This window comes from Pseudoalteromonas phenolica (assembly GCF_001444405.1).
Taxonomy (GTDB): Bacteria; Pseudomonadota; Gammaproteobacteria; order Enterobacterales; family Alteromonadaceae; genus Pseudoalteromonas; species Pseudoalteromonas phenolica.
This window is the reverse complement of record NZ_CP013187.1, coordinates 1,265,593-1,281,744: the sequence shown is the minus strand read 5'-3', so window position 1 is coordinate 1,281,744 and position 16,152 is coordinate 1,265,593. Positions and strand designations below refer to the sequence as shown.

Here is a 16,152-nt window from a genome sequence, read left to right as displayed (position 1 = left end):
TCTCTTAAGAATCGCTTAGGTTTTTTCTATTATTATTTTTCAATAACTTAAAAGCATAAATGGACGCATTTTATTTAAACCAAATCTTCATCGACCCAAGCAGAAATCAAATTTTTCATGGCGATGAATGTCTATTAATAGAGCCCAAAGCCATGACTTTGCTATGTGTTTTTGCTCAGCAGCCCAATAAAGTGCTAAGCCAAGAAGTACTATTTGAAGCCGTTTGGCAAAATCGTATTTTTTCACCTAGCTCATTACAGCGTTTAATTACCCTACTTCGTAAAGCATTAAAAGATGACTCCAAAGCAGCTGAATTTATTCATACCCATGCTAAACGTGGCTATAGCTTAGAAGTTCAGCCCGCATTTGTTCAGCACCTTAAGTCAGATAAAGCAAACAAACTAAAAAAGCAGACTGAAAATACGGCCTTAAAAGCGCCCTTCTATGTTCTACCAAAACCCCTTTGGATAATTGCGCTCAGCCTATTACTTATCGCCAGTTTTAGTGTTTTCTTTCTCTCTAATACCAATTCAAATGTTCGTAAGCTCAATAAGCCTGTTGCTGTAACACATACTTCCTATAATGAATCTATGCCAACACTTTCATTAAATGCGCAACAACTCTTGTTCTTACGTGAAACAGAGTCACGTTATGAGTTAGTTTTAAAGGCGCCAGAAAAAGAGGGTGAGTATTTGCTTACAACACAAAATGAGGCATTTCTCTTTGCTTGGTTAAATAACAGCACGGTAGCGTTAACTAAGAATGAGCCTAGCTCGGGCAATCATCATTTAAAGTTACTGACTTTAGCTGACAATCAAGTTATGTCTGAGCGTATCATTAAGGTCCCCTCTCATATTACTAGTTTCCGCACGCTACAAACAGGCACGGAAAATAGCTTATATATGCTCGCAACTGACACACAGCTGGCGAATCCAAGAAGTGTATTGATCGTATTTGAAGAGAAAACAACACAATTTAAGATTTTATCAGTGCTTCCTGAAGACACTTATGTGCAAGACTTTGCATTTGCAAACAATGCGCTCTATTTCACAGCGACTAAAAGTCATAGCATACAGCAGCTTATTAAATATGATTTAGAGACAGCAAACCTCAAAATCATCAAAAGCGATTTAGCATCGATTTATCATGTTGCTTGGGATAATCATCGTAACCAGCTGATATTGTCAGATACGTTAAAGGCGGGTGTACATTCAATAAGTGCTCATTTGCTAAATAAAACCAACCCACATAGCGAAATAAAACTTGATCCTTTTGATTTCGGAAGCTCATCTCCACTTTCTCAAATTCAAGTTACTGAAAACAGTATATTTGGTACTACTTTCCAACAAGACATAGATATATCATCGAATAATGCAACTCTCACTCACGTGAATAGTAAATACGAAGACTACCAAGCAAGTGTTTCTCTCTCAGGTGAACACCTTGCATTTGTTTCACATAAACACGGTCGGCCAATGCTTTTTGTTAAAAGCAATGAAGGAATTTCGACTATTTTTGACAACCCACACCAACATGACTTCATTTCTAGAGCTATTTGGTCTAGTCAAGATAATGAGTTTGCCTTTGCTGTTGGTGGGCTAGTGTATTTATATGATTTAGCTCTTAAAAAGCTTACACGTATAGAGTCTGATGAACATATTATTCGGATTGATTATTGGCAAACTAACCCAAACCAGTTGATTGCCACAACAAAACAGCTTAACACTGCCGCCATTATTAAATTAGAGACGAAAAAGGTTTGGCCTTTTACCCTGCAAGGCACTGTGCTCTATAAAGATGAAGACCAGCAAATAATTTGGCAAAACGATACGATTGAAAATTTGGCAAAACTTAAAACATGGCAACCTGAACAAGGAGAGATAGTGCATGCATTTTCAGTTAAAGGTCTAATATTAGCTCATGTTCGAAATGCGAATGAAAGCAACTTGTTTATTCTAAAAACCAATTTAGAAGTTCAAGAGTCAACTGTACTTCCGACAAATGTACAGTTTATCTCGAGTGCTTTTTTTGAACCAACCAAGGATAATCTTGTTTACTTTTACTCTCATTGGCGAAACCAAGATGCTGATATAGTCAAAAGTGATAATTACCAAAACTAAAACAATCACACTTTTTCCAATATTATCAGTCCAAGCTCTTTTGTTTCACTGTTGCACCTTTCATTCAACCACAGCCTTGCATTACTAAAAATTCTTGAGTGCTTATCTTGATTCTTACATTCCCCCTATTTTTCATAGCTTCGTAATATTACTAAATATTTGGCTCTCAATTTCGTCAACAAAGTACGTTAAATACTCGCTAAAAAGGACTCGTAATGTTGACCGAACAAACATCTGTGAATCAAATTGATGCATTTATAGAATCATTTGACCCTTCACAAAATGCATTATTCGCAGCAGGTGAAAACTGCTTTGTAACACGAAAAACTTTATTGAGATTAAAGACAGATATAAGTAATCATCGAGAATTAGTCGAAAATATAACAAGCGCAATCAATGACACTGATCAGCAAGATGCTGTCGCTTTTGGTGTATTGCCATTTTGCAAATCTCAACAAGCTCAGTTTATAGTTACAGATCAGATAAATAAGTATGATAAAGCAACTTTCACACATCGTTTAAAGTTAAGAAGTCAATTAACTAAAAACAAACAAGCGAACCTCAACAAAGTATCTCATCGACAAGATCAGGCGCATTATGAAAGTGCAATTCTCAAAGCCAAACGCTATTTCTCAGAAAGAAAATTAGACAAAATAGTACTAGCCAAACAAACAGACTTGTTTTTTGATCAAGACATAAATCAAACTCATGTAATAGCAAACCTATTATCTCAAAGCAGCAGTGGTTTTCATTTTTCTTTTCCCACTGAGCAAGGGAAAACATTAGTCGGTGTTAGCCCTGAGCTGCTTCTGAAAAAACAAGATCACTCAATAATAAGTAATCCCTTAGCTGGGTCAACAAAACGTGTTGAAGATCTTGAGATTGAATATAAACGCAAACAAGCATTGTTGGCCTCACAGAAGGACCGTTATGAGCATGCTGTGGTTTTAGATGAAATGTCTCAAGTATTAAACCCTTGGTGCCAGCAACTGACTATACCAAGTACACCTTCACTATTAAGTACCGCAACAATGTGGCATTTATCAACTATTATTGAAGGCCAACTTATTAATCCGAATACACATATTCTGTCACTTGCTAATCAGTTACATCCTACCCCCGCACTTTGCGGCAAACCTACTCCATCTGCTTACCCTCTAATTAAAGAGTTAGAAGGCGAAGATAGAGACTATTTTTCAGGGATCATTGGTTGGTGTGATAGACATGGCAATGGAGAATGGGTTGTCGTAATACGTTGTGGTGAATTGGATACAAATCACGCAAGACTATTTGCAGGTGCAGGCATTGTTGCAGCTTCAGATCCTACAGCTGAATGGCTTGAAACAGAGGCAAAAATGTCAACAATGCTGAATGCGCTTGAAGCCGCAGAGCGCTATCGCGAACTCACTGAGACAAACGCTTTAGAATTAGAAATTGCCTAAGTCCTAAATAAAAAAATGCCCAATCAAATTGGGCATTTCTATCAACTTTCCTAACAATATCAACCAGTACTCTGAACACTTAGTTATTCAAAACTTGAATGTTTAATTATCAACCAAACGTGAAGGTAATGACTTTGTAAATTTGAAGTTTGCAATAATGGCTAAGCATATTACCAACGCGATAAGGGCTGCTAAAACAAGACAAAAAACTTCAAAGCCAAGTGCTAAAATTGCAGGCTCAAATACTAAAGGACTGATAAATTGCCCTGAAAAGTAACAGGTCGTCATAATGCCCATGGCTTTACCACGCATCATAGGAGGCACAAATTCGAACAACCACACAACCAAATTCGGTCTGACTAATCCAAGCCCAACGCCAATCACCAAACCCGAAACTGTTATGTTAGTCAACCCATTAACAAAGCTAAGTAAAGTGAATCCAAGAGCAACAATAATCCAACCAAACACATGAGTTTGTTTAGTACTAAGTAGACTTCTAACTTTCCCATAACTTACTGAAACACATGCCATAGCGAGCAAGAAAGCTGCAATGACTAGCCCTATTGTACTTGCTGAATGACCAAGTTCCGTTAAGTAAAATGGCAAGTGTAATGTCAGTCCATAAAGCACGATTATTTCTACTAACGCCAAAGTACAGCAGAGTATAAAGGTTTTATTCATCCAGCCTTGAGCGCCACTTGCAGTTTCACCCCGGTACTGTTTAACTTCTGGTGCTTTAACCCATAATAAAACACCAGGTAAGACCAACAAGGAGAGTGAATAGATGGCAAATACCCATGACCAATGCTGCTCAGCTAGAAAACCAGCCACAGAAAGAAATAGTACGCCACCAAAACCGCCAAAGGCAGCTTGAAGACCCATATAATTAGAAAATCGAGGACCTTCAAAGTATCTACCTGCGAGAGTGGTACCAGAGACCATAATTAACGCTACGGCCACCCCCATCAAAGCTCTACTAAATAAAATAAGCCAAATAGAGTATTGCCATATATAGCCTAATACTCCGCTAACTAAAAAAAGCGCTAAGCCATTAACCAGTAGTTTTTGACTATTAAATTTATCGACTAAAGCGCCGACTAATGGTGCACACACAGCAATAATTAATCCCGGTAGCGCAAGCGTCATTTGCGCCCAAAATGCAGCATTATCTATGTGTGAAAAAGTCGCTGTCATTGCTGGTAATGCGGGTGCTAAGGTTGCACTTGCAAGCACTGTCATAGTGCTTGCAAGTAACAAAAAACAAGTCGTTAATCTTGAATGACTCATCCAGGTCCCCCTATGCGTTTACGGGCACTTGCAACAGCTTTTTGATAATCTTGATATAGCTCATCTTCATTAAAGCGAGTACTTCGACCATCTTTAACAACAAAATCACCAGCAACCATAACTGAGTCTACATCTTTACTCGACCCCGTTACGATAAACGTTCTAAGTGGATGTCCGGATAACTTATAACGGTAATCATCATTATTGATCAGTACAAAGTCGGCTTGTTTACCAACTTCGATAGAACCGATTTTATCCTCCCACCCCAGAGCTTTAGAACCAAACAAGGTTGCAGTTTTTAGTGCTAATGTTGGCGGGCAAGCTGTATTACAGTTTTGTGCTTCATTGTGGCCTAGATGAGCACCTCTCATTGCTTCGCACATACCACCTATAAAGGAAATGTCTCCATCTGTACTGCTTGAGACCCAAACCCCCTCTTTTAAGAATCTGCCGATTTGTCCGGTCTCACTGACTGTCGACTCTCCAAGCATCCCATAATGGGCCGGTGAGTGACAGATATTAACGCCAGTTTCGATAAGCCTTTGGTATTCGCTTTCACTGGCATATGCTGTATGAACTGCGAGCAGTTTATCTGTCAGTAATCCCATAGCATCAAAACGAGCAATAGGTGAAAGGCCGAATACTCGTTCAACCTCTCGTCGTTCATTCTTTAGAGGCGCTAAGTGCGTTGCATAAGGTACTTTGTATTGTTGAGTGATACTCGCTAAAGCTTCCAGTTGCTTATCAGAACTACCAAAAGCGCCCATAACAGAAGGCATCGCACCAATTAAACCTGAACTATGGTTATCCCAGGTTTCGATAAGTGAAAGCCAATCCTCAGTTTGCAATTGAGTGTCTGCAATAATCGTTGGCGAAGCTTTATCAGCTTCTAACATCACATCAGAACCCCAACGACTTACTCGCAATCGCATTCCCAAATCAATGGCTGCTAATGCCATTGAGTCAGCTTTATTAGCTGAGCCTAGGTCTCCCAAAGCAGTAGTCCCAGATCGAAGCTGAGTCCACATACTCCATCTTGCAATTGCTAGTCCTTCATCAAGCGTTAACTTATCGCCTACTGTTGAGATAAAACCAAACATCGAGCCTAATGCTGCAATATTGCCGCCATTCGAATAAGCGGTAGGCTCTAAGTTACAGTCATCAGGCGATTCAAAGTTTGGCGCAACAAAACTTTCATGCCAATGGGGATTAACTAACCCCGGTAACATCAACTTACCACCGCCATCTACTTTCTTATCAAAATCTGTCGGTTGTTCTCCTTGTTTTCCTAAAGCAACTATCTGCTTGCCATGAATTAAAACCCAACCGTCTGAGATCACTGTATTGTTTAAGTCTGCTGTATAAATAAAAACATTATCAATTAGCGTCTTCAGATTTTCGTCATGCGGTTTCTTACATACCGCTTTTAGACTATTGAGTTCGCTCACTTGATTACTGCCAAAAGGCTGCTCACTCATAGCTTTGGCAAGCGCAGCAAAACGCTGCGTCGATAAACATGAACATGCCATTACGTATTTTCCTTAATATCAAATACGCCTTCTGACTGCATTTCTATTAGCGATGCTTTCACTGCAGTAATCGTGTCATTAATCTGCTCCATTGTATGTGCACCAGAAATGAAGTTGACCTCTCTGCGCATTAAAATGCCACGCTTTGCCATTTGTGCTAAAAATGGGATTGCAAATTTTACGTGCTCTTCTGGGTTCTTAGCGAATAAAAACATAGGGATAGCGTCATAGCCTACAACACGAAGTGGGGTTCCCAATTGCTCAGAGATCTGATTAACTTCCGATTTTAAAATACTGCCTAATTTAGCAATATATGAAGTGAAGTCTGTACGTTTATATTCTTTTATAACGGCATCACACACTTCTAGTGACAGCATTTCACCGCCAAAAGTGGTCGACACTTGAAGTTCATTAATACGTGACATTAATTTAGAGCAACCAGCTACAGCTGATAGTGGCATACCAGCAGCAATCCCTTTAGATAAAGTGACTAAATCAGCATTCACCCCGAAATATTCTTGAGCCCCTCCAGGTGCAAGTCTAAACCCAGTTACAACTTCATCAAAAACTAGCACAACCCCATGTTCAGAACAGGTCTCTCTGAGCTCTTGCAAAAAGGCTTTTTCTAGAACCCGATTGTAAGGCACTGATAATAAAACGACTGCTAGCTGGTCTTTTCTGTTTGCAATTTTTTCAATTATTTTAGGCTCATCTGCAGGAGTGAAAAGCGGCATTCTATGCGTAAGTGATGCAATGGCAGAAGGTACCCCAGGAGTATCAAACATGTATTGGTCATGCCAACCGTTATAACCCACTGTCATTATTTCATCTCGACCTGTAACGTGACGAGCCAATCTAACAGCTGCTGAGTTTGCGTCTGCACCCGTTTTGAAGAAACGAACCATCTCAGCCCCTGGGATCACGTCAACTAAAGTTTGGGCTGTTTTTACTTCGACAGGCGTGGGGAGTGAATGAATTAATCCATTGCTTAAATTGTCTAAAATAGCCTTTGTAACAACAGGGTGGTTGTGACCTAAAGTATTTGCAGCAAGACCACAAATGAAGTCAATATATTGATTGCCATCTACATCTGTCACTACTGCTCCTTCACCCCCAGCTAAATAAACAGGAAAAGCTCCAGGTGAAAACTGCTCTGGCTTTTTCATCATAGACTGGGTAAAACCGGCAATAACTTGCTCGCCCTGCGATTGCAATTTTTGTGATTGGGTAAAAGAAAGTGGCTGATTATTCATAGTATCCTCGAAATTAATGTCCCAGCGTTGCACCACCATCTACCAATAAATTGGACATGGTAATGTGCTTAGCTTGATCACTGAGTAAAAATAAAATGGTATTGGCAATATCAATAGGTGTCGCAATGCGACCAAGAGGTATGCCTAGTTTGAATTGTTCTAGATCGCCTGCGATGGTTTTCGCAGCGCCGTTTTTATCGCGCCAGAGTTGTTGTTGCATCTGGGTGTCTGTCGACCCAGGGGCGACTAAATTGCAACGAACATTATATGGCGCAAGCTCTAATGCTAGATTTTTAATTAATGCAGTTAATGCGGCCTTTGAAGCACAATAGCTTCCCATGTTTATCCTCGGCGTTTGTGCCGCATTGCTGCCAACAGCAACAATTGAACCTCGGCGGCACTGTTGCATTCTTTTTGCAACTGCTTGGCACAGATAAAATGGTCCATGGCAATTCACAGCAAACGTGTTCTGCCATTCAGTATTGCCCTGCTCTAAGATTGAGCCCATATGCAAAATACCAGCGACACTGGCTAAATACTCAATATGGCCCAGTTTATCCTCAACCACCCCAACTACATCGTTTACATTTTCTTGACTAGACACGTCTAAATGTATTTGAAATAGATTGGCAGTTTGCTCAACAAGCTCGGACGAGCTAAAAGCAATATCTGCAGCAACAACAATCGCTTCACGAGCAACCAGTAGTTCAACCACAGCCTTTCCTATTCCTTGATGTGCGCCTGTGACTAAAACTACTTTTCCGTAAAACTCATTAGGTGAAGGCATTTAGTAAACCTCATCCATAATAACGTGACGCTGTTCATGATAAGTCTCCTCATCTTGCCCACGTCGCCAATAAGGAATGGCATAGAGTTGTTTTTTGCTCAGCCCAAAATCCTGAATCAACTGCTTTCTACAGGCAAGCACAGCACTGTTTTCACCAGCAATAAAAGCACTCATCGATGTTGCATTATTTGGGATCGCTGTATTCGCTATTGCTTTTGCCAGCTGAGTAGAATCGCCTTTCTTGCGCTCAAACCAGTGAATTTCAACCCCACTCGGGGCTGAGATAAAATGCTTATCTTCTAAACTGTCTAACTCTATAAATACTTTCGCAGTAACATGAGACTCGAATCCTTCAACTAAAGCACTTATCGCGGGAACTGCGGTCAAATCACCAGCTAAGATGTGCCAATCAGCTTTTGCAAGAAGGGGATCAGGACCACCTGGACCTGCAACACCAATCTCTGAACCAACTTTGGCATTAACAGCCCAACCCGATGCTGGGCTACTCTCTCCATGTACTACAAAGTCAATATCCAATTCATTACTGTGAGAACGGTACGCTCTTACCGTATATGCACGTGTGATCGGTTTATTGTCAGGCCATTTGATTTTGCCCGTTTTGTCTCGCACTGGTAGCTCTAAAGTGCCGCTTTCACGATTAGCAAAAAAGAGCTTAATATGTGCCCCATGATAGCCATCAGGAAAACCCAATAACTCCTCACCAGAGACAGTTATACGTAAAAGGTTTTGTGTAATATAGCGTTTTGCCACGCAATAAACGCGTCGAGGGCCACTTGGTTTAATAGGCTGTCGCTGAGTCATGACAATTCCTTTTCAAGTTTTAGAAATGCAATTAATTTTTTTATATTTTGGAAAGCAACTAAGTGAGACGTCACATTGATTAATCCGCTGTCAAACGCATAATCAAGATAAATGGCTAAATCACTTTTAGTGAGAGACTCTAACCGAGTCTCGCTCGAACGACTTGCCGATTTAAAGTTCTGATTAAATGCTTCAAGCTTCATTGGTTCATGAGACTTTTGGCTTTGAGCTCTGAAAAAACTCGCTATGGCTAAATCATCTTCATCGCTCGATTGCTCAATGGTTTTTAACCAATCATCCAGAGGGACAAGTTCGAATGCAAAACCATATTCCTGTAACCACGAATATAATTGTGATAGAGAGACCAAAGTATCAGGGGTGACATTGAACACGCTATTTTGCGTACCATGTAGTGTTTGATCTGCCACAAATTTGGCGACCTTATCAACCGGGGTCCAGGGTTCAAAAACTGCTAGTTGGGGCAATTTAAGATGTTTCAAACCAGTCCTAAGAATGCGCCATACCAAATCGTTTTGGTTAATATAGCCAGTTCGTAGCGACCCTGTCACACGTGCCAATCTATATATTTTTGAAGTAATACCTTGTTGAATTGCCGTCTCAACCATCGCTTCAGACAACCACTTTGATTGTTGATAACCGTCATTTAACCCTGAATGTCGCGCAACAAACTCTTCAGCAAGGGGCGCACCATCAGTCGGTGCTACCGCAATAGTTGATACCTGATTAAAAGAAGCTGAAAATTTCTTTGCAAACATCAATAGCTGCGATGTCGTCGTTACATTGGCTGTTTTTAAACTTTTGTAATCTCGCAGAACAGACGTGTGTGCGGCGTTATGTAACACTTGAGTTACTTGATGACCAAGTAAATTGTAAGCTTGCTCATCAAGGCCTAAAAGTGGTTTAGCGATATCGGTAAGTAGAAACTCTACCCTAGAAAAGTCAATCGAGCCTATTTTCTGTGCCTGGAATGCACTTTGGAGCCTAGCTTTTGCGTGCGTAATATCGTTTGCTCTCACAGCACATACTATTTTCAAACCAGGTTGAAGTAATAAGCTCTTTAATATTTGCGCACCAACAAAGCCTGTAGCTCCCGTTAATAAAACCGTATTAACAGATCGTGAACTCATCTTAATAGGCGTAACTGATTGCAGCGCTTCTTTGAACTCTAATAAGTCTTTGTCTAGTTGAACAGCGACACTATTTGAGCCCTGCTGTTGATCTTCAGTATTACCCTCTAATGCGAAACTCAACTCTTTTAAAGTTGGGTGTGCAAATAAGAAAGCAACACTAACCTGCTTATTAAATAGCTGGCTCAGCCGAGCTGCAACTTGAATACATTGGAGTGATTGCCCCCCAATATTAAAAAAGTTGTCCTCAGCATTTTGTACTTCAATGCCTAAAACTTCTTGCCAAACTGCTGCAATGCTTTGTTCTAATTCAGTAAGAGAGCCATTAAGTATTTCGTAACTTTGGAAACCTTCGAGTTGTTTACGGTCGACTTTATTTGCAGGTGTTTTAGGCAATGATGAATGATTATGATACTGCCCTGGGAGCATTGCACTTGGTAGAGATAAAGCCAACGCCTCACGTAAAGTAGCTAAATTCCATTCGTATTCACTTACAATATGAGCGCAAAGCCCTTTTGGCTTTCCAGTGAGGTCCTTAATAATGGTCACTGCAGCTTCTTGGATCCCTTTCAAGCCAAGCAACACAGCTTCTATCTCTCCTATTTCTATTCGATAACCACTAATTTTTAATTGAGAGTCAGCTCTACCAATATATTCTAATTGCCCGTCAGGTAACATTCGAACAACATCACCTGTGCGATATGCATCGATATATTGTTGCTTTATTGGATGCCAAAATTTTACAAATGCCGCTTCGTTTTGTTTTTCTAAGCCCAAATATCCACTGGCTAAGCCTGCGCCTGATAACCAAAGCTCGCCTCGCTCTCCAAATTTTGCCAGTTGTCTCGGTTCCCTGACCACTAATGTCTCACGACCCGGTAAAGGATACCCAATAAGGCTGGTATTTGTATTGGTACTTAAATCGGTGAAAGTAGCAACTACAGTGGCCTCTGTTGGACCATACGTATTTAGCAATCTAATTGAGTTAGAAAATAGCTGGCACCAAGACTCAACACGTTGTCTGTTAACTGCTTCGCCACCAATGATGATGGTATGTACTGAAGCTGGCATGGTCGTTTTAGTCTCACAAACAAAGTGACAAAGCTCATGCCAATAAGCAGTAGGTAAGTCCAAGACTGTTATTTGCAACCTTTCGACTTCACTAATGAAACACTCGAATGAATTCAGCATTTCATCATTTCGCAATATTAATGTCGCACCCAAAGTTTGAGTAACAAAGACTTCTTCGATACAAGTATCAAAATGAAATGGTGCAAACTGCAATACGCGATCATCCTGACTAATGCCATAAGCAGTTTTAGCACCATTTACAAAACCTGAGAGTGCTCCTTGGCTTATTTGTACACCTTTTGGCTTACCCGTAGATCCTGATGTATAAATCAAATATGCCTGTTTAGAATCTGCCAGTTTAGTTGGCAAGTGTATGTCACCTTCTCTTACTTCAATTAAAGCTGAATCAACACTTAGTTTTGTTATATTTAATTCATCAAAAATCGTCAAATGTGCACTTGAAGCATCAACCAAAACCAATTCTGGAGAGGCGTCTTCAATAATCATTCGGTTTCGACTTAAAGGTGCATCAATATCGATAAAGACAAAGCGACATTCAGCTAATAGGACTGCCCACATTGCAATTATGGTATTCTGACTACGGGGTAAGGCCAACAAAATACAACTATCGGAGCGCGTCGTTATCTGAACTAATTTACTTGCCAGATGCGAAACTTTTTCAACGAGTTGTTCGTAACTTAAACTTTCCCCTTCTATACTCTGCAATGCAATTTTTGAAGGTGAAGCTTTCGCTTTTGCAAATAAGCTTTCTAAAACATTGCTCTCATCTGGCGCTTTTTGAGCCGAACATAAAGCAAAATCTGATCTCGTTACTCTTAAAGGCTGTGATAGTTGCGATGTAAAGTCATCTAAAAGTGTTATGAATGCTTTTTGCAACCCAATCAAATCTTCACAGCTATAACCGCTCTGATTTGCTTCTATTTCAAAACGGACACTACCATTACTCTGCATAATAAAAATGAAAGCAATATCTTCAACCGGCCCAGCAGATAATGGATGATTAACAACTCGACTCCCTTCACACGTTGCATTACGCTCAAAAGGTAAAATGTTAACAACAGGACCAAAAAGACGTTTAGGGATAAGACCCTCATTGCTTTTAGCTCTTAGATTTTCATATCTAAAGCGAAAATGTCGCCTTGCCTTTTGGAGCCTTTTACTTACTTGGACGAGTAACTCAGCAAAATCAACACACTCACTAAACAACACCTTAATTGGTACTATATTCATGTGCATACAAGGTGTATTGGCAGCTTTAGAAGCAATGCGATTGGCAACAGGCATACCAATGATGGTTTTTTCGACGCCTGTTTGTTGATAAGTTAGGTAACTAACAGCTGTAAAAAGTAGTTCTGACCAATTACTGTTTTTTTCTTTTGCGAGCGTGTCTAAGCTCGTCAGTTGCGACTTATCTATAAATGCAGTTACTTTTAGCTTTTCCGCATTACCGTTAAGCGGTTGTTGCGTCAAAGTGACTGCATTGCCAAAAAAGCTGAGTTCTTCAATCCAGTAATTCTCATCCTTTTGGTAAGCATTGCTATTTTTATATTTTATGTCTTCATCTATTAAAGCCTCATATTGCGCTATGTCAGAGACAACCTCATTCCCTTCATAAGCATTTAACACACGATTAGTTATTAATGAAAAACTAAACCCATCCAGCGCGATATGATGCGCTCCCAAAGCCCACAAAAACTTATTACTATTAATACGGATCAAGATGTGACGGTACAAATCTCCCTTACTTAAATCATAAGGCTGCATTTGCCACTGAGCTAAAAATTGCTCTGCAGCAATCATTGGCTCACTTTGGTTTGATAGGTCTAGGTAATCTCCATGTTTAGCCGTTCGTTCAACCGCATTCAACATGCTTTGAACTGGTAAACCTTGGTTTTGCTCGAAGCTAACGTTTAACGATGATGTTTCTTGTAAAACTCTAGCAGCTGCCAGCAGAAATAATTCAGCGTTCACAGCTGTATTTAATTCAATATACTCGGCGGTATTGTACCGAACACTACCAGCGTGTTTAGCTTGGCCAAGCCAAATACCTAATTGCGCTGCAGTTAAAGACTTTTTTATCATGCAATCACAGCCTCTAACTGAGATCTAGTTTGCATGATTTCATGCCAATCGCGAATTGAAGCACCTTCAGAGAGCTGCTCTAAAGTTATATTGATACCTTGAGCGCGCCATTTCTCTAATAAAGTCATTACTCTTATAGAGTCTAAACCTAGGTATAATAAATTTTCTTCAGGATCGACCTCATCTACCTCTATATTTAAAATCTCTGCAACCGCACACTGTAGAGATGGTATTGATACTAAGCCTCTTTTATTGTTTCGATTTTCATGATCAACGCTTAAGCTTGCTTTTAAGTCTTCTAAAAGTGCAACTTGACCGCACCGTGAAGAAATATACCCTATAGCCTGTAGGTGTTCTTCGAGGCTAAAGTCAGCGATTGCATCTGCAACCACAAATGCTTTTATGTCATACATGAAAGCATCTAATGCGGTCGATAAAATTCCGATATGTGCGTAAATCCCACAAATCAACAGCTGATCTCTTCCTTGTGCTTTCATGTCATCCAGCAAACTGCTTCTTTTGAACGCACTATAACGCCACTTGGTATACACCTTGTCACCATCTTTTGGCGCAATCGTTGAAAGAATACTGGTGTCTCGATTTGTTAACCCACTGCCCCAAAAGTCAGTAAGCAATGCTCTGTCCTCAGGCTTTTGATCAGCAGGTTGAGCTGTATAAATAACCGGAATGTTAGCTGCACGAGCAGCCGATATCAGTGCATCTATATGCTTAACTAGTTTCTTTACGAGTTCACCTTCAACATCGTAAAAATTAACAAAGTAAGACTGCATATCATGAACTAATAGGACAGCCTTATCAGGATCAACTTGCCAATTTGTCTTATTTTCTGAGCAGCATTGAGGTAACGCATATGATTGAATGCGAGGGATCGCCATAATTTCTATTCCTTATTAAACGCTTTTAATTGGAGCAAGTAGGTTTTTGATATGTTCGCGAAGTGCACGTTTGTCGACTTTACCAACCTTTGTTTTCGGTAAAGCGCTAATAAATTCAAATCGATCAGGGTACTTATAGTCAGCTAAGCCTTTGCTTCGAATAAAGCGATTCAAAGCAACTTTGGTTAATGCATCTCTATCATTTTCACGTTTAACAACAAATGCGCATACTCTCTCACCTAGAAGGTGATCAGGCATTGCGACTACAGCACAGTCGTGCACATCAGGGTGAGCGAGTAATTGATTTTCAACTTCCTCAGCGGCGATTTTTTCACCACCTTTATTTATTTGGTCTTTATCACGACCTTCTACAATGATGTTCCCACAATGACTCAACTTGACGAGATCACCACTGCAATAAAAACCATCTTCCGTAAAGGCTGTTAAATTGTGCAACTTTGCATTTAGATACCCTTTGAAAGTATATGGTCCTTTTGTCGTTAACAAACCAACCTCATTTTGGGAAACAGTCTGATTATTTTCATCTACAATTTTGATAACGTCAGCTTCACTCATAGGCCTGCCCTGAGTGTTATGTCTTACCCAGTCATTGTCATTTAATCTCGTATAATTAACCAAGCCTTCAGCCATACCAAAAACTTGCTGAAGTATTACCTTGAACTCATTTTCTAACTTGATTGCCAATGTAGCACTCAATTTTGCGCCCCCAACTTGAATGACTTTAAGTGAACTAAGGTCATGATGACTTCTCTCATGAGAGTCCAACCAAAGTGCTACAGCTGGCGGAACCAGTGAAGTCCAGTTAACTTGGTGAGCTGAGATCAAAGGGAAGCAACTACTTGGAGAAGGGTTTGATGCACAAATTAAAGTGCCGCCAGCATAAAATACACCCAACGCCCCAGGTGAACTTAATGGAAAATTGTGCGCTGCAGGAAGCGCACACAAGTATCGTGTATTTTCATTCCATTGACATATTTCAACACTCTGCCTGACGCTATAGAAGTAATCATTATGCGTTCTGGGGATTAACTTGGGAGTGCCGGTGCTACCACCGGACAATTGGAAAAAAGCAACATTTTCAGCATTGTGCTTACGAAATGGAACAGATTCAAAATCATCAAAGCTTGCAGATGCATATAACTTTTTACTGATATTGGGCGCCCAATCAGTATTTCCTCTCAGTAAAACATGGCTAAGGTTTGATGAATCACTTTGCAACTTTTTAAAAAAAGAATCATTTTGAAATAATGAATGTGTTGCATCAGCAATGACTAGAGAAGGATTAAGCGCACCAACGTAGTGAGTAAGCTCTAATTCATTATGATTCATAAGCGCATTAACAGATAAAATTGCTAATTTTTGCAATGCGAAAAATACAACATAAAATTCGTAACAATTAGGTAATTGGACAATTGCAGTATCGCCTGCTTTGAGCCCTTGCTTAGCTAAATATCCAGCTAATCGGGTTGATTCTTTATCTAAACAGCCATATGTCTTTTCGATTCCATTGTCTATAACAGCTATTTTCGCTGGCGAATTTTGAACTTGACGCTCTAATATCTGGCATAACTCCTCATCAATCCAATAGCCACGACTACGGTAAAGCTTAGCTTCTTCATCAGACCATTTGATACAACTGTTTAACATGACAACCCTTTAAAAAATAAATTTCA

The 16,152-nt window shown here is 39.9% G+C and carries 10 protein-coding genes; 2 read left to right on the top strand and 8 right to left on the bottom strand.

Features of this window, described 5'->3' with window-relative positions; all coding sequences use genetic code 11:
* Positions 1-59 precede the first annotated feature (59 nt).
* The gene (locus PP2015_RS05640) at positions 60-2,120 is read left to right on the top strand and encodes a winged helix-turn-helix domain-containing protein (protein WP_058029343.1); all 2,061 of its coding nucleotides are present in this window, start codon (positions 60-62) and stop codon (positions 2,118-2,120) included.
* A 215-nt stretch (positions 2,121-2,335) separates the two neighbouring features.
* Positions 2,336-3,562, top strand: coding sequence for an isochorismate synthase (locus PP2015_RS05635; protein ID WP_058029342.1), 1,227 nt, complete (start codon positions 2,336-2,338; stop codon positions 3,560-3,562).
* A 102-nt stretch (positions 3,563-3,664) separates the two neighbouring features.
* Here the strand turns inward: PP2015_RS05635 and PP2015_RS05630 are convergent, their stop codons facing one another.
* The 8 genes from PP2015_RS05630 to PP2015_RS05595 are packed head-to-tail and all read right to left on the bottom strand — an operon-like array spanning position 3,665 to position 16,126.
* Positions 3,665-4,849 carry an MFS transporter gene (locus PP2015_RS05630; RefSeq protein WP_058029341.1) on the bottom strand — a complete coding sequence of 395 codons (1,185 nt, stop codon included), beginning with the start codon at positions 4,847-4,849 and terminating at the stop codon, positions 3,665-3,667.
* Positions 4,846-6,378, bottom strand: a complete 1,533-nt coding sequence (locus PP2015_RS05625; RefSeq protein ID WP_058029340.1) for an amidohydrolase family protein — start codon at positions 6,376-6,378, stop codon at positions 4,846-4,848. The genes PP2015_RS05630 and PP2015_RS05625 overlap by 4 nt, the downstream gene beginning before the upstream one ends.
* Positions 6,378-7,631, bottom strand: coding sequence for an aminotransferase class III-fold pyridoxal phosphate-dependent enzyme (locus PP2015_RS05620; protein WP_058029339.1), 1,254 nt, complete (start codon positions 7,629-7,631; stop codon positions 6,378-6,380). The genes PP2015_RS05625 and PP2015_RS05620 overlap by 1 nt, the downstream gene beginning before the upstream one ends.
* A 13-nt stretch (positions 7,632-7,644) precedes the next feature.
* Positions 7,645-8,418 carry a 2,3-dihydro-2,3-dihydroxybenzoate dehydrogenase gene (dhbA, locus tag PP2015_RS05615; protein WP_058029338.1) on the bottom strand — a complete coding sequence of 258 codons (774 nt, stop codon included), beginning with the start codon at positions 8,416-8,418 and terminating at the stop codon, positions 7,645-7,647.
* Complete coding sequence (locus PP2015_RS05610) at positions 8,419-9,240, bottom strand: siderophore-interacting protein (protein ID WP_058029337.1); 822 nt, start codon at positions 9,238-9,240, stop codon at positions 8,419-8,421.
* On the bottom strand, positions 9,237-13,562 hold the full coding sequence (locus PP2015_RS05605) for a non-ribosomal peptide synthetase (RefSeq protein ID WP_058029336.1): 4,326 nt from the start codon (positions 13,560-13,562) through the stop codon (positions 9,237-9,239). The genes PP2015_RS05610 and PP2015_RS05605 overlap by 4 nt, the downstream gene beginning before the upstream one ends.
* Entirely contained in the window at positions 13,559-14,458 is a 900-nt protein-coding gene (locus tag PP2015_RS05600) for an isochorismatase (RefSeq protein ID WP_058029335.1), read from the bottom strand. The genes PP2015_RS05605 and PP2015_RS05600 overlap by 4 nt, the downstream gene beginning before the upstream one ends.
* Before the next feature lie 15 nt (positions 14,459-14,473).
* Positions 14,474-16,126, bottom strand: coding sequence for a (2,3-dihydroxybenzoyl)adenylate synthase (locus PP2015_RS05595; RefSeq protein ID WP_058029334.1), 1,653 nt, complete (start codon positions 16,124-16,126; stop codon positions 14,474-14,476).
* Positions 16,127-16,152 lie beyond the last annotated feature (26 nt).

What these genes read in the sequence shown, in the direction of transcription:
- PP2015_RS05600 (WP_058029335.1), bottom strand. Translation starts at nt 14,458, where the DNA reads ATGGCGATCCCTCGCATTCAATCATATGCGTTACCTCAATGCTGCTCA.
- PP2015_RS05640 (WP_058029343.1), top strand. Translation starts at nt 60, where the DNA reads ATGGACGCATTTTATTTAAACCAAATCTTCATCGACCCAAGCAGAAAT.
- PP2015_RS05635 (WP_058029342.1), top strand. Translation starts at nt 2,336, where the DNA reads ATGTTGACCGAACAAACATCTGTGAATCAAATTGATGCATTTATAGAA.
- PP2015_RS05605 (WP_058029336.1), bottom strand. Translation starts at nt 13,562, where the DNA reads ATGATAAAAAAGTCTTTAACTGCAGCGCAATTAGGTATTTGGCTTGGC.
- PP2015_RS05610 (WP_058029337.1), bottom strand. Translation starts at nt 9,240, where the DNA reads ATGACTCAGCGACAGCCTATTAAACCAAGTGGCCCTCGACGCGTTTAT.
- PP2015_RS05625 (WP_058029340.1), bottom strand. Translation starts at nt 6,378, where the DNA reads ATGGCATGTTCATGTTTATCGACGCAGCGTTTTGCTGCGCTTGCCAAA.
- PP2015_RS05595 (WP_058029334.1), bottom strand. Translation starts at nt 16,126, where the DNA reads ATGTTAAACAGTTGTATCAAATGGTCTGATGAAGAAGCTAAGCTTTAC.
- PP2015_RS05620 (WP_058029339.1), bottom strand. Translation starts at nt 7,631, where the DNA reads ATGAATAATCAGCCACTTTCTTTTACCCAATCACAAAAATTGCAATCG.
- dhbA (WP_058029338.1), bottom strand. Translation starts at nt 8,418, where the DNA reads ATGCCTTCACCTAATGAGTTTTACGGAAAAGTAGTTTTAGTCACAGGC.
- PP2015_RS05630 (WP_058029341.1), bottom strand. Translation starts at nt 4,849, where the DNA reads ATGAGTCATTCAAGATTAACGACTTGTTTTTTGTTACTTGCAAGCACT.